16 protein-coding genes are annotated in these 18,644 nt (G+C 67.0%); 11 read left to right on the top strand and 5 right to left on the bottom strand.

Annotated features, from left to right (window positions below):
* Positions 1-30: 30 nt before the first annotated feature.
* From AB6806_RS07390 to AB6806_RS07375, 4 genes are all read right to left on the bottom strand, one after another.
* On the bottom strand, positions 31-921 hold the full coding sequence (locus AB6806_RS07390; RefSeq protein ID WP_142021747.1) for an ABC transporter permease: 891 nt from the start codon (positions 919-921) through the stop codon (positions 31-33).
* On the bottom strand, positions 921-1,874 hold the full coding sequence (locus AB6806_RS07385) for an ABC transporter permease (protein ID WP_038359004.1): 954 nt from the start codon (positions 1,872-1,874) through the stop codon (positions 921-923). The genes AB6806_RS07390 and AB6806_RS07385 overlap by 1 nt, the downstream gene beginning before the upstream one ends.
* Before the next feature lie 37 nt (positions 1,875-1,911).
* Entirely contained in the window at positions 1,912-3,585 is a 1,674-nt protein-coding gene (locus tag AB6806_RS07380) for a peptide ABC transporter substrate-binding protein (RefSeq protein ID WP_370954366.1), read from the bottom strand.
* A gap of 75 nt (positions 3,586-3,660) precedes the next feature.
* Positions 3,661-4,809, bottom strand: a complete 1,149-nt coding sequence (locus AB6806_RS07375; RefSeq protein ID WP_210245647.1) for an NAD(P)/FAD-dependent oxidoreductase — start codon at positions 4,807-4,809, stop codon at positions 3,661-3,663.
* Positions 4,810-5,030: 221 nt separating this feature from the next.
* Between AB6806_RS07375 and AB6806_RS07370 the strand changes: the two genes are divergently transcribed.
* Genes AB6806_RS07370 through AB6806_RS07355 form a run of 4 tightly spaced genes read left to right on the top strand, consistent with a single transcriptional unit; the run spans position 5,031 to position 9,538 of the window.
* Complete coding sequence (locus tag AB6806_RS07370; RefSeq protein ID WP_142021749.1) at positions 5,031-5,444, top strand: RidA family protein; 414 nt, start codon at positions 5,031-5,033, stop codon at positions 5,442-5,444.
* A complete protein-coding gene (locus AB6806_RS07365; protein ID WP_142021750.1) occupies positions 5,431-6,786 on the top strand; it encodes an NAD(P)/FAD-dependent oxidoreductase in 1,356 nt (451 codons plus the stop codon). Before AB6806_RS07370 ends, AB6806_RS07365 begins: the two co-directional genes overlap by 14 nt.
* A 39-nt stretch (positions 6,787-6,825) precedes the next feature.
* Positions 6,826-8,340, top strand: a complete 1,515-nt coding sequence (locus AB6806_RS07360) for an aldehyde dehydrogenase (RefSeq protein WP_142021751.1) — start codon at positions 6,826-6,828, stop codon at positions 8,338-8,340.
* Positions 8,341-8,398: 58 nt separating this feature from the next.
* Complete coding sequence (locus AB6806_RS07355) at positions 8,399-9,538, top strand: serine hydrolase domain-containing protein (RefSeq protein WP_142021752.1); 1,140 nt, start codon at positions 8,399-8,401, stop codon at positions 9,536-9,538.
* 83 nt (positions 9,539-9,621) lie between these two features.
* Here the strand turns inward: AB6806_RS07355 and AB6806_RS07350 are convergent, their stop codons facing one another.
* Positions 9,622-10,650 (bottom strand): LacI family DNA-binding transcriptional regulator, encoded by a 1,029-nt coding sequence (locus tag AB6806_RS07350; protein WP_142021753.1) that lies wholly within the window; start codon positions 10,648-10,650, stop codon positions 9,622-9,624.
* A 200-nt stretch (positions 10,651-10,850) separates the two neighbouring features.
* Between AB6806_RS07350 and AB6806_RS07345 the strand changes: the two genes are divergently transcribed.
* From AB6806_RS07345 to AB6806_RS07315, 7 genes are read left to right on the top strand one after another with little or no spacing between them, the layout of a single operon-like run.
* Complete coding sequence (locus AB6806_RS07345) at positions 10,851-12,080, top strand: pyridoxal phosphate-dependent aminotransferase (protein WP_142021754.1); 1,230 nt, start codon at positions 10,851-10,853, stop codon at positions 12,078-12,080.
* 33 nt (positions 12,081-12,113) lie between these two features.
* Entirely contained in the window at positions 12,114-13,358 is a 1,245-nt protein-coding gene (locus AB6806_RS07340) for an MFS transporter (RefSeq protein ID WP_142021755.1), read from the top strand.
* 2 nt (positions 13,359-13,360) lie between these two features.
* Positions 13,361-14,704 (top strand): NAD(P)/FAD-dependent oxidoreductase, encoded by a 1,344-nt coding sequence (locus tag AB6806_RS07335; protein WP_370954365.1) that lies wholly within the window; start codon positions 13,361-13,363, stop codon positions 14,702-14,704.
* Entirely contained in the window at positions 14,704-15,633 is a 930-nt protein-coding gene (locus AB6806_RS07330) for a 2-hydroxyacid dehydrogenase (RefSeq protein WP_370954364.1), read from the top strand. The genes AB6806_RS07335 and AB6806_RS07330 overlap by 1 nt, the downstream gene beginning before the upstream one ends.
* A 37-nt stretch (positions 15,634-15,670) precedes the next feature.
* On the top strand, positions 15,671-16,675 hold the full coding sequence (locus tag AB6806_RS07325; protein WP_051987505.1) for an ABC transporter substrate-binding protein: 1,005 nt from the start codon (positions 15,671-15,673) through the stop codon (positions 16,673-16,675).
* 23 nt (positions 16,676-16,698) lie between these two features.
* On the top strand, positions 16,699-17,544 hold the full coding sequence (locus AB6806_RS07320) for an ABC transporter permease (RefSeq protein ID WP_112762663.1): 846 nt from the start codon (positions 16,699-16,701) through the stop codon (positions 17,542-17,544).
* 28 nt (positions 17,545-17,572) lie between these two features.
* Positions 17,573-18,355: an ABC transporter ATP-binding protein gene (locus AB6806_RS07315; RefSeq protein WP_191123914.1), complete on the top strand. Its 783-nt coding sequence runs from the start codon at positions 17,573-17,575 to the stop codon at positions 18,353-18,355.
* Positions 18,356-18,644: the final 289 nt, after the last annotated feature.

Genomic DNA, 18,644 nt, shown 5'->3' with positions numbered 1-18,644 from the left:
GCCTCCTCAGCGGAACTTCAGCCATCCTTTTCAGGGCAGATCCATTCTCGGATCAAGCGCATCGCGCAGTCCGTCGCCAACGAAATTGAAAGACGTCACGGCGAGCGTGATGGCGATGCCGGGAAAAATGGCGAGCCAGGGCGCGCTGGTGAGATAGCTCTGCGCGCTTTCGAGCATATTGCCCCAGCTCGGCGTCGGCGGCTGGATGCCGAAGCCGAGGAAGGAGATGTAGCTTTCGGCGAGGATCGCATGGGCGACGTTCAAGGTCGCCGCGACGATGATCGGGGCGATGGCATTGGGCAGCAGTTCGCGGAACATGATGCGGCTGTGCGATGCGCCAAAGGAGACAGCGGCCTGCGCGAACTCGCGTGTCTTCAACGCACGGATCTGCGCCTCGACAACGCGAGCAACTTCCATCCAGGAGGTTGCCGCAATCAGTATCACGATCGAGGCCACAGAGGGCTGGATCAAGGCCGAGATGGCGAGCAGCAGGAAGATCGAGGGGAAGCACAGCATCGCATCGACGAAGCGCATCAGCGCGGCGCCCACCACGCCTTCGTAGAAGCCCGCGACAAGGCCGATGCAAATGCCGATCGCCATGGCGATCATCATGGCCGAGAAGCCGACCGCGAGCGAAATCCGCCCCGCCATGAGCAAGCGTGCGAGGATATCGCGACCGAGCGGATCGGTCCCGAGGATGTGCGGGCCCGTGAAGGGCAGAGCGAAACGGGCTCGAATGTCGATATATGTGTCGGTGTAGGGCAGAAGCCACGGCCCGATCACGCAGGCCAGCGTGAGGGCGACGATCGCCGTTGCGCCGAAGACAGCGAGCTTGTGGCGGCGGAAGCGCCTGAAGCCCGGACTGTTCCAGAGCCGCTCGGGCGGCAGCACGGCGGCCCGGTCGAGATCACTGACGCTCATCAACCGCTCCTCGAAATGCGGGGATCGGCGATGCCGTAGAGCAGGTCGGCGATCAGAGAGCCGAGCAGGACGAGCACGGCGCTCAACATCAAGACGCCCATCACGACCGGATAGTCGCGATAGCTGATCGAATCGAGGAAGAGCCGCCCCATGCCGGGCCAGGTGAAGACGGTTTCGGTGACGAGGGCACCGGAGAGCAGCATCGGCACATGCAGGCCAGTGATGGTGATCATGGGCAGCAATGCGTTGCGAAAGGCGTGGCGGACCAGGATCGAGCGCTCGGAGAGGCCCTTGGCGCGGGCGGTGCGGACATAATCCTGGTTGATCACCTCGAGCATGGAGGAGCGCATGTAGCGGCTCCAGACCGCGGTGGAGACCAGCGCGAGCACCATGACCGGCCCGATCAGATGGTGGATCTGGTTGAGCAGGGAGCCGTCCCCGATGGTGTAGCGGTTACCGGATGGCAGCCAGCCAAGCCCGACCGAGAAAACGTAGATCACGACCAGGCCGAACCAGAAGGTCGGGATCGACAGCGCGATCATGGCGCCGATGGTGGCGAGAGAATCGAAGAGCGAGTAGCGGCGGATTGCCCCGAGGATTCCGATCCATGCGCCGATCAGCATGGCGAGCAGCGTCGATGTCAGCATCAATTCCAGCGTCGCGCCGATATGCGAGCCGATGATGTGCAGCACCGGCTGGCCGTCCCGATAGGAGCGGCCCCAGTCGCCGGCGAGCATGCGCCATAGCCATTCGGCGTACTGGATCGGCAAAGCCCGGTTCAGGCCGAGCTGCTCGGCAATACGGTCGAGGTCCTCTTGCGACATGTCGCCGCCGGCGGCGAATTGCGATAACGGCCCGCCCGGAGCCAGATGCAGGATGGCGAAGCCGATCATCGAGACGATGAAGAGCAACAGCACGGCCTGCCCGAAACGGCGCAGAAGAAAGGCGCTCAAGATCTTGTCATCCTCGCGGGTCCGGTCAGATACGGGCTCAGCCAGCCCAGTACCAGTCGCGCATGTTCCAGCAATTGGACGAGCAATTGATGTTGGCCGCGAAGCCGGCCAGCCCGTCCTTGACCCCTTCGGCCATGACCGACTGATAGACCGGCAGCAAGACGAGATCGTCGCGAACGATGCGCTGGACCTGTCCGTAGGTCTTCCTGCGCTCCTGCTGGTCGAACTGGCTGGAGCCGAGTTCCAAGAGCCGGTCGAGTTCCGGGTTCTGATACTGATAGGTATTCAGCCCGGCGCCATGCTTGGCGGGGATCGAGCGGCTGCCGAAGCGCGGCGTCACGTCCGGATCGTTGCCGATCATGAAGTTGGAGCCGACGGTCACGGATTCGAATTTCGACTTCTGCCAGAACTCGCCCCAGATCACGGCCGCCGGCATGTTGGATATCCGCATTTCCGCGCCGATCTGCCCCCAGTCCTGCTGCAGGAGCTGCTGCGACTGCTCGCGCGCCGGATTGCCGGTCGTGGTCGAATTGGAGAAGGAGAGGCGCTGCCCGTTCTTCTGCCGGATGCCGTCCGCGCCGCGTTTCCAGCCTGCCGCATCCAGCAGCGCGTTGGCCCTCGCTGGGTCGTGCTTGTGCACCGGAAGATCGGGCTCGAAGGCCCATGACTCGCGAGGCAGGAAGGATTCGGTCGCAACTGGCAGCCCATAATAGATGGCGTCGATGCGGGCCTGCTTGTCCATCGCCAGGTAGAGGGCTTCCCGGACGGGCTTTTCGGCGAAGGGACCGAATTCGAGATTGAGCGCGATGTGCTCGATGAAGGGCGTCGGCGAGCGGATCACGCGAGGGCCCTTCAACGCCTCGGCTTCCTTGGCGAAGTGAGCGGGAATGCCGCCAATGCCGAGATAATCGACCTGGCCGGTCCTGAACTGGGTGTAGAGCGCAGTCAGATCGGGAATGTATTTGAAGACGATACGTTCGAGGTAAGGGCCGGCGCCATGATAGGCGGGGTTGGCGTGCAGCAGCGCGCGGTCGCCAGCGACACGCTCGCCCCAGCGGAACGGGCCGGTGCCGACGGGCGCGTTATTGAAGGGCGCGGTATTCGGATCGCTTGCCTTTCCGAGAATATGCGCAGGCGTGATGAAGGTCAGCGCCAGGATAGACAGATAGGGTGAGTAGGCGCGCTCCATGCGCCAATGGATCTCGTCGGGCGCGACGATGACGATGTCCTTGACGAGGCTGTGACCGACCCGGTTACGCGCGCGGAAACCGGGCGTGTTGATCAGGTCGAGCGTGTACTTGACGTCCTCGGCGGTGAACGCCGTTCCGTCATGCCATTTCGCGTCGCCTCTAAGCTTGATCTTCCAGGTCAGCCCGTCGGCCGAGATGCCGCCATTGGCGACGCTCGGCACTTCGCGGGCGAGATCCGGAACGAAGCGGCCTGCCGGGTCGATGAACCAGAGCGGGCTGAAGAGCTGCCACCAGACGCCCTGATCGACCTCGCTGCCGGGCATCAGCGGATTGAAGACCGTGGGTTCCTGGGAAATGCCGGCGATCACCTGGCCTCGCGGCTTGGCAGGCGGCGCGGCGCCCTTGCCCTGAGCGTGCGCACCGGCGTTTGGCGCTAGCACGGCGCCCGCGCCGGCGCCGAGAGCCAGCGCCATCAGATCGCGGCGGCGAAATGTCATTCCACGCGAGTCGTATTCGGTCATGATATCCCCTCGTTTTTGACGGGCTGTCTTCAGCCTCGTGATCGTGGACGGCGCGGGTCGGCCGCATGTCCGGTCCTATGTCGCGATAACCCTCAAGCTCTTGCGTTCCGGCGAGAGGTCTTCACTGGCGACGCCAAGTTGCGTGATCGCTTCCGGCAACGGTGCCCCGGCGACGAGGGCAGCGATGGATTGCCCCATGGCTGGGGAAGTCAGGATGCCGCAGCCGCCCTGGCCCGCCAGCCAGAAGAAACCGGGAGCGTCCTCGCGCATGCCGGCTACGGGATTGCGATCCCTGGCGAAGCTGCGCAACCCCGCCCACTGGCTGATCGGGCGGCCAATGCTCAAGCAGGTGTCGCGCTCGATATTCTCGATCGCCTGGGCGACGTCGATGTCCTCGGGATAGGCGTCGGACGGCGCGACGGGCACTGCGTCGGCGAGGCTGCCCATCAGGCAGCCCGGCTCCGGCTTCACATACCAGTCGTAGTCGACGGAGCCGACATGCGGCCAGCTACGCGTGTCGAAATCCTTCTGAAGGGCGAAGGTGAACGCGGTGCGCCGATGCGCGACGATGCCCAGCGGGGCGAGCCCGGCCATGGCCGCCACCTCATCCGCCCAGCCGCCGGCTGCATTGACCACCGCGTCGGCGAGGATGTCGCCGCCGGCCCAGGTCAGACGCCAACGATTTCCCTCGCGTACGATCCCTTGAATATCGCTGCGCGTCGCAAGAACAGCGCCGGCAGCCTTCGCTCCGCGCAGATAGCCCTGCAGCAGCACATCGACGTCGATATCCATCGCGCCCGGCTCGTAGACGCCGAAGTCGAGCTTTTCCGGCCGAAGCGCAGGAAACAGGGCGAGTGCCTCGTCCCGGCCGAGGCGGTCGGCACGGGCGCCGACGGAAGCGAGATTGTCTTCGAGCCGCCTGAGCGTCGCCTCCTGCTCTCGACGCCCCACCGTCAGGCAGCCACGCGGAGACAGAATTGGCTGCTCGGAGAAGCCTTCCGGCGGCGCCTCGAAAAAGGCTCGGCTCGCCTGCGCCATCCGCCGCATCGTCGTGGCGCCGATGCCGACCGTGAACTGTGCGGCGGTGCGGCCGGAGCTGTGATAGCTGAAATGCTCTTCCCGCTCGATCAGCGCGACCGAGCCGTGCCGAGCCAGAAAATAGGCGGCGGAAGCCCCGGCAATTCCACCTCCGACGATTGCGACGTCCACCCGCATCGAACCCATGCCACTCCCGCTTCGGAATGGGCGAGAGCCAGATCCGGTTCTTGCCCGTATCGACAACGTCACCGCGAACCCCGCTTGTCGATTTCAATTTTGAGAAGCCGAACCCTGAAAAACGACGGCGTCCCCCGAATTCCTCGGCCTCCGCCTCGAATTATTGAAATCGACAGCGCCCCTGCCTCCGTTGCCTTTGAGACGTCACGACAACCGAGGCGAGAGCGACCATGGCATTCACCACGACCCAGCGGCATGGCCGGCGCCTGATCTCCTCAGGCAGCAGTTTCGAGGCTGCCTATAGCTACAGCCGCGCCGTCGTGGTCGGCTCCCACATCATGCTGTCGGGCACCACCGGCTACGATTATGCCGCCGAAACCCTGGCAGGCGGCGCCGCCGAGCAGACCCGCCAGCTTTTCCGCAATGCCGAGCTCGCTTTTGCCCAGGTTGGAACAACGCTCGCCAATGTCGTCCGCGTCCGAATGTTTATTGCGCGGCCCGAGGACTACGAGGCCGTGATGGCGGTGTTCGCCGAGGCGTTTCGCGGCGTCGACCCGGCCTGCACCACCGTCCAGGCCGGCCTGTTCGATCCGGAAATCCGGGTGGAGATGGACATGGACGCCCTGCTCGATGTCGCTGCTTAGTCTCACTGCCCATGTGCCGGACGACGTGCTCGCGCAGCTTGCGCCTGGGCGTGCCGCCTTGCCGGGCCGGGTCGATGCCGTGGTAGTCGGCGGCGGAATTGTCGGCTGCGCCTCCGCCTACTATCTTGCGCGTGCCGGGTTCTCGGTCGCGCTGGTCGAGCGCGACGCTGTCTCTTCACAGCAGTCGGGCCGAAACTGGGGCTTCGTCAGGACGCAGTATCGCGATCCGCTTGAACTGCCTCTCGCCATAGAGGCGCTCACGATCTGGCCTGATCTCGAGGCCGAACTCGGCGAGCCCGTGGGCTGGCGCCGGACCGGTTGCGTCTTCGTCGCCGAAACGGAAGCCGAGAACGACACGTTCGAACGCTGGGTGGAGAAAACGAGGTCGATTTCCGGTCAGGCGCGCATGCTTTCGTCCCGGCAGACAAAGACGCTCATGCCGGCACTTTCGAAGCCTGCGAAAAGCGCGCTCTTCACGGAGACGGACGGACAAGCCGAGCCGGCCATGGCCACAACCGCCTTCGCGCGAGCAGCGATCCGGGCTGGCGCACAGATCGTCGAGAATTGCGGTGCGTTCGCGGTCGAGCGTGCCGCGGGCGGCGTGACCGGCGTCCTGACCGAGCATGGCCGCATCGCCTCCAACATCGTGGTCTGCGCGGCCGGAGCGCAGAGCCATCGCCTGCTGGCGCCACTCGGCCTCGGCCTTCCGCAGCAGACCGTGCGCAGCACTGTCTCTTTGACGGCGCCCCTGCCGCCCCTCAGCGACCCCTGCTTCTGCGGTTACGGCATCGGATTGCGGCAGCGGGCGGATGGCTCCTGCATCATTGCAGCCGATTCCTGCTCCGACATCGACGTCACGCTCGATTCCATGCGGGCGATGCGCTTCTTCCTGCCGGAGTTCATGCGTCATCGCAGCGGCTTTTCCCTGCGGCTGGGCCGTCCCTTCCTCGATGATCTGCATCAGCGGCTCGTCGTGCCGCCGTCGGAACGCGCGGCGGCCGGGCGCCGGCCATGGATCCCTGCCAATCGTGACCGCGCAGCCCGGACGCGGGAAGCCGTGCAGGACATTTTCGGGACGGACGACAGGCTGACCATCGTCAAGTCCTGGGCCGGACTGATCGATGTGCTGCCGGATGCGTTGCCGGTGCTGGACGCACCCGATGCCCTGTCCGGCCTGATCGTCGCGACCGGCTTCTCCGGCCATGGCTTCGGCCTCGGGCCAGCCGTGGGCCGGCACGTCGCGCGGCTCGCGAAAGGTGAGAAGCCCGACGCCATCCTCACTCCCTTGCGTCTGGAGCGCTTCACCCGCGGCACCTATGCCCGCGCCCACGCTCCGCTCTGACCCGTCCGTCTACCTTCGAAAGCCACCCCGGAGCCGCCGATGACGCTTGCAACGACCGCCGATCACCGCGCCATCGCAGCCGGTCTCTCCTTCGAGGGCCGCGCCTTCATCGCCGGCCGCTTCGTTGCGGCCGCGGGCGGCGAGATGATGGATACGGTGAACCCCGCGACGGGTGAGGCGTTTGCGTCTGTTGCCAGCGGCCAGGCTAAGGATATCGACCGTGCGGTCGCGGCGGCTCGCACGGCATTTCGCGACGGGGCGTGGTCGCGTTCTGCACCGGAACGGCGCAAGGCCGTGCTTCTGAGGCTCGCTGACCTCATCCGTGCCAACGCGGCCGAGCTTGCCGTTCTGGAGAGCCTCGACAGCGGCAAGCCGATCCGGGACTGCGTGAAGGAGATCAGCATCGAGGTCCCGGATACCCTGCAATGGTATGCCGAGCTGATCGACAAGAGCTTTGGCAAGGTCGCCCCGACCGGCGAGGACGCGCTCGCCCTCATAACGCGCGAGCCGATCGGCGTCGTCGGCGTGATCCTTCCCTGGAACTTCCCGTTGCTCATGGCGGCCTGGAAGCTCGGCCCGGCGCTGGCCAGCGGCTGCTCCGTCGTGGTCAAACCCGCCGAGCAGACTTCGCTCTCGGCCCTCAAACTCGCGGAGCTCGCAGCGGAAGCCGGCCTGCCGGACGGCGTGCTGAACATCGTCCCGGGTCTCGGCGAGACGGCCGGCCGGGCGCTCGGGCTGCATCCAGACGTGGACGCGATTTCCTTCACAGGTTCCACCGAGGTCGGCAGGCTCTTCCTGCGCTATGCCGCCGACAGCAACCTCAAGACCATCGGGCTCGAGATGGGGGGCAAGAGCCCCTTCATCATCCTCGACGATGCCGATCTGACGCCGGAACTGATCGAGCATGCGGTGACCGCCGCCTTCTGGAATGGCGGGCAGAACTGCTCCGCCAACATGCGCCAGATCGTCGCCCGCAGCCGGCAGGAGGAGTTTCTGTCGCTCGTCACGGAACGGGCGCGGGCGCTTGTCGTCGGCGACCCGCTCGATCCCGCGACGGATCTCGGCCCGATGGTCACTGCAGAGCATCGCGCGCGCGTGCTCGGTTTCATCGAGATGGGCACGGGCGACGGTGCGCGCTGTGTCCTGCCCGCGGATCCAGCTCTTGCGACCCGGCCGGGTAGTTTTCTGGGCCCCACGGTCTTCGCAGAGCTTTCGCCCGGGATGACGATCGCGCGGGAAGAGATCTTCGGCCCCGTGCTCGGCGTGCTGCCGGTCGATGGGCCCGAACAGGCGCTCACCATCGCCAATGACAGCGCCTACGGGCTCCACGCGACGGTGTTCACCCGAGACATTGACCGCGCGCTGTTCATGGCGCGGCGTCTCGCCTGCGGGACGGTTGCGATTAACGGCTTCACCGAGGGGGATATCAAGACGCCCTTCGGCGGCTATCGGCAATCCGGCTCGCTTGCTCGCGACAAGGGCACCGAGGCGATGGCGCAGTATCTCCAGACGAAGACGAGCTGGATCAACCTCAAGTCGCCGGCTATCGGCTGAATCACAACGGCGGTCCGGCGGGCATTCCTGTCTCGCATTTTACAGTGGACGAACACCCATGAGCATCGACGAGACAAAACGCAGTCAGCTGATGCGCTTCTTCGATGGAACCCTGCTTCCGGACGAGTTGGTTGCAACCATGTCAGCAGACCAGGGTTGGTTCCCATCGCGAGTCATACGGCGTGGCGGCGAGGTGAAGGCCTTGAAGCGCGCGCCGTCCGGGTTGCCGCCGCTTGCGATTCAAGATCATGGCCGCAGCTTCGACCTCCACGACTACCTCTCCGTCAACCGGATCGCCGGCTTGCTCGTCATGAAGGACGACGCAGTCGTCGCGGAGCATTATGGGCTCGGCATCGGGCCGGAGACACAATGGAACTCCTGTTCGCTCGCGAAATCCGTCGCCGCGACGCTGGTGGGTATCGCGCTGAAGGAACGCGCGATCGAAAGCCTCGACGATCCCGTCACGCGCTACATGCCGCTCGGTGGAGTCTACGCGCAGGTATCGATCAGGCAGTTGCTGCGATTGGCATCCGGCGTACGCTGGCGTGAAGATTATACCGATCCGACATCCGACCGGCGGCAGTTGCTTGATATCCAGTGCCGCTGGGAAGAGGGCGGCATCGCCCGGCACATGGCATCATTGCCGGCTGCAACGCCGGCCGGAGAATCCTGGGTCTACAACACCGGCGAATCCTATTTGATTGGCCTCCTCATGCAGAACGCGACCGGGATGAACCTCGCCGACTACTGCAGCGAGAAGCTCTGGTCGCGGCTCGGGATGGAGGCCGATGCGAGCTGGTGGTCGGAAAGTCCGGAGGGAATGACGATCTCCGGCAGCGGCATGCACGCGACCTTGCGAGACTACGGCCGCTTCGGCCAGTTCGTGCTGGATGAGGGCCGCATCGGCGATGACAGATTGCTGCCCGACAACTGGAATGCGGAGGCCGGTGCTGCTTTCAACATAGGGGATAAGAGGATCCCCTATGGCTATATGTGGTGGATCCCCGTGCTCCCGGACGCGCGTCTCGCAGGCAGTTTCCAGGCTGAGGGCATCTACGGCCAGCATATCCACATCAACCCACGCGAACGCCTTGTCGTCGTTGTGCTCTGCGCTCGCTCGAAGCCGAGTTTCCGACAGCGGCTCGAAATCAACGACGACGCCTTCTTTGCTGCGCTTGCAGACGCTCTCCAAAAATAACGCGTCTCCTGCCGGTTTCGTTTTGCCAGGTGGGCCAAGCGCACAGTCGGTGTTCCTCTGCCGGATGCCGGTTGACCGGGACGTCAACGCCTCGGGAGCCCGTCATACGGTCGACCTCTGACCACGAGCGAGACCGGCAGGCGCACGCAGCGCGGCGCTCTTGGCTGGGGATCGCGTATCCGGTCGAGCAACATCTCGGCGGCGTGGCGACCCATCTCCGCGCGATCCCAGGACAGGGCCGAGATCGGCGGCGTGCCGAGTTCGGCAAGGTCGGAATCGCTTCCGGCGACGAGGTCGATATCCCGCCCCGGCTCCAGGCCGTTGCTGCGCAGCGCGCGCAGCGTGCCGGCGAGCATGTCCATCGCTGCGACGAACAGCGCGGTCGGCCGGTCGGCCGTCGAGAGAAGCGCGCAGGTTTCACGGAAGGCGATCTCGTTGGACAGGGCATGGTCGCGGATGAGAGCCTCGTCGACCGCGACCCCGCGCTGCGCGTGCACGCGTCGGTATCCGGCGATGCGGCTGCGAGAGGGATAGGCGGCCGGGTCGCCGACGATCATGCCGATGCGCCTGTGCCCCAGTGACATCAGGTGCTGGACGGCCTGCTCGGCGCCCGATTGATGGTCGGCCATCACGCGGTCGACATCTGGCAGCAATTCGCGGTCGATCAGGACGATCGGCATCGGCGCGCCGGCGATCGTCTCGGCCAGTTCGGCATCGGCCTCGTCGCTCATCGTCATCATGACGCCCTCGACGCGCCGCTGCGCGAAGCCACGTAGCAGGGCGAGCTCGACATCCTTCTCGTTCGAGGTGCTGGCCAGCAGCAGCGTGTAGCCGGCGCGGCGGAACACCCCCTCGGCCGCTTTCACATAGCTGGCGAAGGCGGGAATATCGAAGTCGCGGATCGCGCAGGCGACCATCTTCGTGCGGGCGTTGCGCATGCTGCCGGCGACCGCGTCGCGCTGATAGCCCAGTGCCTTGATCGCCTCCTGCACGCTCTTGCGAGCCTGCGGCGTCACCGAGGGGTGGTCGTTGAGGACGCGCGAGACGGTTCCGAGCGCGAGGCCGGCCCTGGCCGCCACGTCCCGGATCGTCGCCTTCTTGATGCCCGTCATCGCCTCGCCCCGTCTCTCGCCGCCATCCTGACACGGGCGCGGAGTCCGGCCCAAGCGTCCCTCTGCCTTAATCCCGCGCGTCAGGCTGCCTGTTGAGGCAGCGATTGCAAGACATTTCCGCAGCGGATTTGGAACCGGTTCATTGACTCTGATCTCGCATATGCAAGCATTTGGATAGCATTGATTTAGGATTGATGAACATGTTCCAGAGCGCTGAACGCCTCGGCCGAGTGAAGGCCTCCCCGACCGTCGTCCTGAACGGCAAGGTCGCCGAACTCGCTGCGCAGGGCCGCGACGTGCTCAGCCTCGTGGCCGGCGAGCCCGATTTCCACACGCCCGATCACATCAAGCAGGCGGCGAAGGCCGCCATCGATCGCGGCGAGACCAAATACACCGCCGTCGACGGCACGCCGGCGCTGCGCAAGGCGATCGCCGGCAAGTTCGAGCGCGAGAACGGGCTCTCCTATGCGCCGCACGAGATCATCGTCGGCTCGGGCGGCAAGCAGATCGTCTACAACGCGCTGATGGCCACCCTCTCGGCCGGCGACGAGGTGGTGATCCCCGCGCCGTACTGGGTTTCCTATCCGGAGATCGTGCTGCTGGCCGAGGGGACGCCTGTCATCGTTCCGTGCCTGGCCGAAAACGGCTTCCGACTCGATCCGCAGGCGCTGGATGCCGCGATCACGGATCGTACGCGCTGGCTTATTCTGAACTCGCCCTCGAACCCCTCCGGCGCGGCCTATTCGCATGACGAACTCGCGGCGCTCGCCGCCGTGCTGGTGCGCCATCCCAAGGTCTGGATCCTGACCGACGACATCTACGAACACCTGACCTATGGCGGCTTCCGCTTCTCGAGCATCGCCGCCATCGAGCCGCGGCTGCGCGAGCGGACGCTGACGATGAACGGCGTCTCCAAGACCTATTGCATGACCGGCTGGCGCATCGGCTATGCCGGCGGGCCGAAGCCGCTGATCCGGGCAATGTCGGCGATCCAGTCGCATTCCACCACCAACGCCTGCTCGATCAGCCAGGCCGCCGCCGTCGCGGCCCTTGAGGGCCCGCAGGATTTCATCGCGGGCCATGTCGCTGCCTTCGAACGTCGCCGCGACAGGATCGTCGCCGGGCTGAACGTGGTGGAGGGGCTGTCCTGCCGCGTGCCCGAGGGGGCCTTCTATGCCTTCCCGTCCTGCGAGGCGCTGCTCGGGAGGCAGGCCCCGGACGGACGCCTCGTCGCGACCGACGAGGATTTCGCGCTCTATCTGCTCGACGCTGCCGGTGTCGGGCTGGTCCATGGCTCGGCCTTCGGCTGCCCCGGCCATATCCGGCTCTCCTATGCGGCCCCCGACGAAATGCTCGACCGCGCCATCGAGCGAATCGGAACCGCATGCGCCGCACTCCAGCCTGCCCCGCCGATGCGGGCGCGTGTCTGAGCCCGACCAGACGAGCCCTTGGGAAACGAGCCCGTGCCAGCTTCGCCATGCCAACTGTCGGAACGCAGCCTCGTCGCGCTTCTCGCGGCAGTTGCCTTCGTCGTGGCGCTGAACGCGACCGTGATGTTCCCGCTCGGGCCTTTCCTGGTGGCGGAGATCGGTGGCAGGGCCGATGCGCTCGGCTATCTCGGCGCGGTCTATTCGCTGTCGGCGGCCCTGGGCGGCCTCGTCGCGTCCTTCGTGCTCGATCGTTTCGATCGCCGCGAGGCTCTGGCGGCTTGCGCCGTCGTGTTCACGCTCGCAACAGTCGCGAGCGCCGCCGCCCCCGGCATGCTGGTGCTGATGGCGACGCGCGCCGTGGCGGGCTTCGCAGCCGGGCCGCTCTGGGGCCTGCTGGTCGCGATCGCCAGCGACGTCGTCCCGCTGCAGCGACGCGGCCTCGCGATGAGCCGCCTCGTCGGTACCTATGGGCTGGCACTCGTGCTCGGCCTTCCGGTGGGGACGCTGCTCGCGGCCCTTCCCGGCGGCTGGCGCTGGGCACTGCTGGCCCTGGCGATCGGCGGGGGCGCGATCTCGGCCGTGACCGCGATCGCGATCGGCCCCCGGCGCGAGCATCTCGCCGCAGCCAAGGCGCGACCGTCCGGCCTGGCCTGGCGCGGCGTCCTGCGGCTGATCGCCGGCGAGCCGAGCCTGATCGCCTTCCTGCTGATCGCCGCTTCGTCCTTCTCGGCCCTGCTGGTCTCGCCCAACCTGCCGGTCTTCGTGTTGGGCAATACCGGGCTCGGCGCTACCGGCCTTTCAGCCGTCTATCTGCTGGGCGGGGCGCTGACCCTGGCCGTCGTGCCTCTGGCCGGCCGTACGAGCGACCGTTTCGGCGCATTGCCGGTCGCGGTGGCGGCTGCGCTCGCGACGACGCTCGTGCTCGGCTCAGCCTTCCTTGGCGCGGCGCCGCTGCTGCCGGCCCTGCCGGTGCTGGCCATGGTTCTGGTGATGCAGCTCGTGCGCAGCACGGTCAGCCAGGGCTCCGCCACCCGCGTGCCGCTTCCCGCGGAGCGCGCCGCCTTCCAGTCGCTCGCGGCCGCCGTCACAAATCTCGCCCAGGCTGTGGGCGCCGGCACGGCGCCGCTCCTGCTCAGCATCAGGCCCGATGGCCGGCTCGCGGGCATGGACCGCGTCGCCTGGCTTGCCATCGCCGCGTCCTGGACCGCCCCGCTGCTGCTGATGCGGCTCGAGACCGTGCTCCGCCGACGCGGCCTGCCGCCCGTGACGGAGGCATGATCATGGCGCGGCGTCACGACCTCCTCGCGACTTCGCTGCCGCTCGTCTATGCGGGTTGCGGCGAGCCGGCATTTGCCGGCGATCCGCTGCGTGGCGAGGCGCGAGCCGATGTCGTCGTCATCGGCGCCGGCATCACCGGTGCGAGCGCGGCGTTCCATCTCGCCGAAGCCGGCGCGCGCGTGCACCTTCTGGAGGCCGAGCGGGTCGGCGCGGGCGGCAGCGGCCGTGCCTTCGGACAGGTCGTGCCCTATCTGCGCACGGAGCCCGCGAGGACCGTGTCGGATCTTGGAACCGAAGCCGGCGAGAGGTTGATCGCGACGGCAGCCGGGACGCCCGCCCTCGTCGCGGAACTCGTCTCCCGCCACGCCATTGCCTGCGATCTCGATGCGAGCGGCCTGATCTTCGCCGCCCATTCCGCCGGCGGCTCCGTCGTGTTGCGCGAGCGGCGGGGTGTCTGGGCGGCTCGCGGGGTCGCGCTTCCCCTGCTCGACATGGAACAGACTCTCGCCGCGATCGGAGGCGGCAGCTACCGTGCAGCCCTGGTCGAGCCGCGCGGCCTCTCGCTCAATCCGCTCGCCTATGCGCGGGGGCTTGCGCGCGCCGCTTCGGCTGCCGGTGCGACGCTGCACGAGCGCAGCCGCGTCGTCGACATGTCCAGCAGCCACGGCGGCTGGAGGGTCGAGACGACTGAAGGACGCATCGCCTGCGACACGCTGGTCGTCGCGGCCGGTGTCGCGATCGGCGGCATCCTGCCGGAGCTGCGCCGCTGCATCCTGCCCTTCCGCGTTCACGAGGCGGCGACCGCACCGCTCTCGGCCGATGCGCTCGCGGGTATCCTCCCGCGCCAGCGCGCGCTCACCGATACGCGCCGGCTCCCTTCCGGCGTCAGGCGCACCGGCGATGGCCGCCTCGTCGTCACGCTGTCGGGGCCTGCGGGCGGCGGACGAGCCGGCGATCTGGGGGGCGGGCTCGCGCGGCTTCGCGCGCTGTTTCCCCATGTCGACGTCACCACCTTCGCGGAGAGCTGGTCCGGCTGGGTCGATCTCGCGCCCGACCAGTATCCGCGCCTCGTCGAGCCGCGCCCCGGCCTCCTCGTCGGCTACGGCCTTAGCGGGCGTGGCCTCGGGCTCGGCACCGCGCTCGGCCAGGCCCTGGCGCGACGTGCCCTGGGCAGCCGAGCCGATGAGACATCCTTTCCGGGCATGGCCGGCCGGCCGCCGCGCTGGCTGCCGGGTTCCAGCCTCGCGGTCGCTGCAGCCGCGGCCTCGATCCGCCGCATCGACGCCTGGCAGGCGCGCCAGGCCGACGCCCCACGGCTTCCAACCAGCAACGGACCGCGACCCTGATGGCTATTCTCACCTGGCTCCATAACGCCTATGGGCGCGACCTGATCGAGGGCGTCCGCGCCGCGCTGCCGGGCGAGGACATCCGCGAATGGCCCGATGCCGGCGACCCCGACGAGATCGACATCTGCTTCATCTTCCGCATGCCGCATGGCTTCCTCAAGCCGTTCCGCAATCTCAAGCTGATGTCGGCGACCGGCGCCGGGATCGACCACTACCTCCTCGATCCCGACTTCCCGAAAGGGATCGCGATGGTGCGGATCGTCGACCAGGATTTCGCCGCGCGCATGGCCGACTACGTCCTGACCTGGACCTTCTTCCATCATCGCGACGTCGCGCATTTCCTCTCCGCCCAGTCGCGCCATGACCGGGCCTACAAGATCATGCGCTCGGCCCATGAGCTCCGCGTCGGCGTGATGGGGCTCGGCCAGATGGGCCGGCTGGCGGCGGAGCGCCTGGCCGGCGTCGGCTACGACACCGCCGCCTGGTCGCGCTCGCTCCACGAAGTGCCGGGCGTCACCTGCTTCGCCGGCTCCGAGGGTTTCGGCGCGTTTCTCGCGCGGACGGAAATCCTGATCAACCTGCTGCCGCTGACGCAGACGACGCGCGGCATCCTGAGTGCCGGGGCCTTCGCGCAGATGCCGCCGGGCGGCGTCGTGATCTCGGCGGGACGCGGCGGCCATCTCGTCGAGGCCGATCTCGTCGCCGCGCTGAACGACGGAACGCTGCGCGCCGCCACGATCGATGCCTTTCCCGTCGAACCGCTGCCGAAGGACAGCCCGCTCTGGGAGACGCCGAACCTCTACGTCACCCCGCACTGCTCATCGACGGCGAGCCTGGCAACCATCGTCGACACCTTTGCCGAGAACGTCCGCCGCTTCCGCGCCGGGGCCGAGCTTCTGAACGAGGTCGACACCGTCGCCGGCTACTGAACTCCACCCCGCACACCAGCACGACAGGAGAGCGACCATGACCAGACTGCGTTTCCTCGCCAAGGCAGCGTTCACGGCCGCTTTCGGCCTGGGCCTCGTCGCCGTCCCTGCCGCCGGCATCGCCCAGGAGGCCAAACGGCCCAAGCTCGACTTCGCGGGCTCGGTGACCTGGCTCGGCATGGTCCCCGTGCTGCTCGCCGTCGACAAGGGCTATTTCACCGAGGCCGGACTCGATGTCAGCCTGCAGGTGGTGCTGAATTCGAGCGACCGGGTGCGCGCGCTCACCGCCGGCTCCGTTGCTTTCAGCAATCTTGGCCGCACCACGGTGCTGAGCGAAATGGCGCGCGGCAACACCTCCTTCTACTACTTCGCCAATATCGACGATTCGCCTGGCAGCGAAGGCTGCTGGGCGCGCTCGGGCTTCAAGAGCTTCGCCGATCTGAAGGGCAGGAAGGTCGCAGCCAACACCTCGGCCGAGATCACCATGGCGGGGCTGCTCGCCAAGGCCGGGCTGAAATCCTCCGACATCTCCTACGTCAACCTGCCACCCAACGAGATGCAGCTCGCGCTCTCGCGTGGCGATGTCGATGCCGCCTGCATATGGCAGCCGATCCTCGACGGGCTGAAGAAGGCGGTGCCGGACGGTGTGTTGCTCGGCACCGACAGGGATACCGACATGTTCCAGCGCTTCGGCACGATGTCGGCGCCCGACATCATGATCATCTCGCGCAAGCTGGTGCAGGAGGATCCGGCCTCGGCCGGCAAGCTCGCCGCCGCGGTGATGAAGGCGGCCGACTTCGTCAACGCCAACCCGGAAGAGACGGCGAAGACGGTCGCCCATTACTTCCGCCAGCCGCCGGAGACCGTCCTCGCCGGCATCAGGGGCTTTACCTATTACGGCACCAAGGACTGGCCCGAGCACATGCGCAGGCATGGCGCGCAGATGGACCATCTCGCGGGCTGGCTCGCGGAGAACGGCAAGATTCCGATGAAGCCGGATGTGAAGGCCTGGGAGAACACCAGCTTCGTGCCGAAGCCTTGATCCAAAAGCGAGGAGCCGTGCCGATGTCGACGCCAGCCACCAGCGATCTCGTCTTGCCCGCCGCCGCCAGCCCCGGCGAACGCCCGAAATGGCGCTGGCCGCGCCTCGGCCGGCCGGTCCTGCTGCTCAACCTGCTTGGCATCTTCTCGCTCTACGGGCTCTGGGCGCTGGCGACCGAGTCCGGCCTCGTCTCGCCCCTGTTCTTCCCTTCGCCCTCGATGGTGGCGGCCGAGGCGCAAAGCATCGCCGGCACGGCCGATCTCTGGATGTCGATCGCCGCGTCGTCCCGGCGCGTCTTCATCGGCTTCGGGCTGGCGGCGCTCGTCGGCGTGCCGCTTGGCATCCTGATGGGCGCCTGGTGGCCGGCCAAGGCCGTGATCGACCCGCTGATCTCGCTGCTCCGTCCTCTGCCCTCGATTACCTGGATTCCGCTGACGATGCTCTGGCTCGGCATCGGCGAGGGCCAGAAGATCGCGATCGTGTTCATGGGCTCCTGGATCTACATCCTGCTCTACACGGTCGAGAGCACCAAGCGGGTTGATCCGCTGCTGGTGAAGGCCGCACGCAATCTCGGCGCCGGCAACCTCGCCGTGATGCGCGAGGTCGTACTGCCGGGCTCGCTGCCCGGCATCCTGGCCGGACTGAAGGTCAGCCTCGCCATCGCCTGGTCCTGCGTGCTCTCGGCCGAGATGGTCGCGGCCCAGACCGGGCTCGGCGCGCTGATCTGGTCGGCCAAGGACTGGGGCAACATGCCGCTCGTCCTGGTCGGCATGGTCTGCATCTCCGCGACCGTCCTGATCGCCGATCTCCTGGCGAACCGGCTTGAGGCCTGGCTTCTGCCCTGGGAACGCCACCGGCGGCTGAATTGAAGCGAGAGATACGGAAGGGAGACGAGAGATGAACACGATCCTGTCCGCACGCGGCGTCTCGAAGCGCTTCGCCGGCCACCAGGGCAGCGGCGGCGTGCTGGCGCTCGACGCCATCTCGCTCGAGGTCCGCGAGGGCGAATTCCTCTGCTTGCTCGGCGCGTCCGGCTGCGGCAAGTCGACCCTGCTCAACATGTTCGCGGGCTTCGTCGCGCCGAGCGGCGGCGAGATCCGCCTGCGCGACGAGGCGATCACCGGCATCGACCCGCGCTGCGGCATGGTCTTCCAGTCCTATGCGCTCTTTCCCTGGAAGACGGTGCGGGAGAACGTCGCCTTCGGCCCCAAGATGAAGGGCATCGGCCGGGGCGAGCGGCGCGACATCGCCGAACGGTTCCTGGCCATGGTCGGGCTGTCGGGCTTCGCCGGGCATTATCCCGTCGAGCTCTCCGGTGGCATGCAGCAGCGCGTCACGCTGGCGCGCTGTCTCGCCGCCAACCCGGAGGTGATGCTGATGGACGAACCCTTCGCGGCGCTGGACGCGATGACGCGCGAGGTGCTGCAGGGCGAGCTGATGCGCATCCAGGCCCAGAGCGGCAAGACCATCGTCTTCGTGACGCACAACATCGACGAGGCCCTGGTGATGGCCGACCGCATTGTCGTGATGTCGCCGCGTCCCGGCCGCATCGCCGCGGTGATCGACAACGACCTGCCGCGCCCGCGCGACATCGAGGCTCAGTCGCTCCCCGCCTATGCCGCGCTCAAGCGACAGGTCTGGAATCTGATCGCTGGCGACCTTATGGCCCATGCCGCTTGAGTCGATCGTAAGATCGCCTATTCCATAGGCATTTTTTGTTCATTGCATACAATGTGGGATGACGCGCTCGCCAAAGCGCGTTTTTCCCAAGGGATTTCAATTCACTATCTGCTGGCACGCTACGTGCTTCGGCAGCGCCATGTGCGCCGCCGCTGAACCGCCTTCACGCCCGAGCCCCGTCAGAGCCGCCATGCGCCGCGGCTGCGCGCTCGCGACAGCCGAAAACGCGGTCTGCGGGCCCGCCTCCGAAGATCCGGCGCGTCACGACATCCGATTGGCAAAACCAGGG

The sequence above is a fragment of the Allobosea sp. RCC_152_1 genome, assembly GCF_041360765.1.
GTDB classification, from domain to species: Bacteria; Pseudomonadota; Alphaproteobacteria; order Rhizobiales; family Beijerinckiaceae; genus Allobosea; species Allobosea spartocytisi.
Note: the sequence above shows the minus strand (reverse complement) of the source record. Positions and strands in the feature narration are given on the sequence as shown.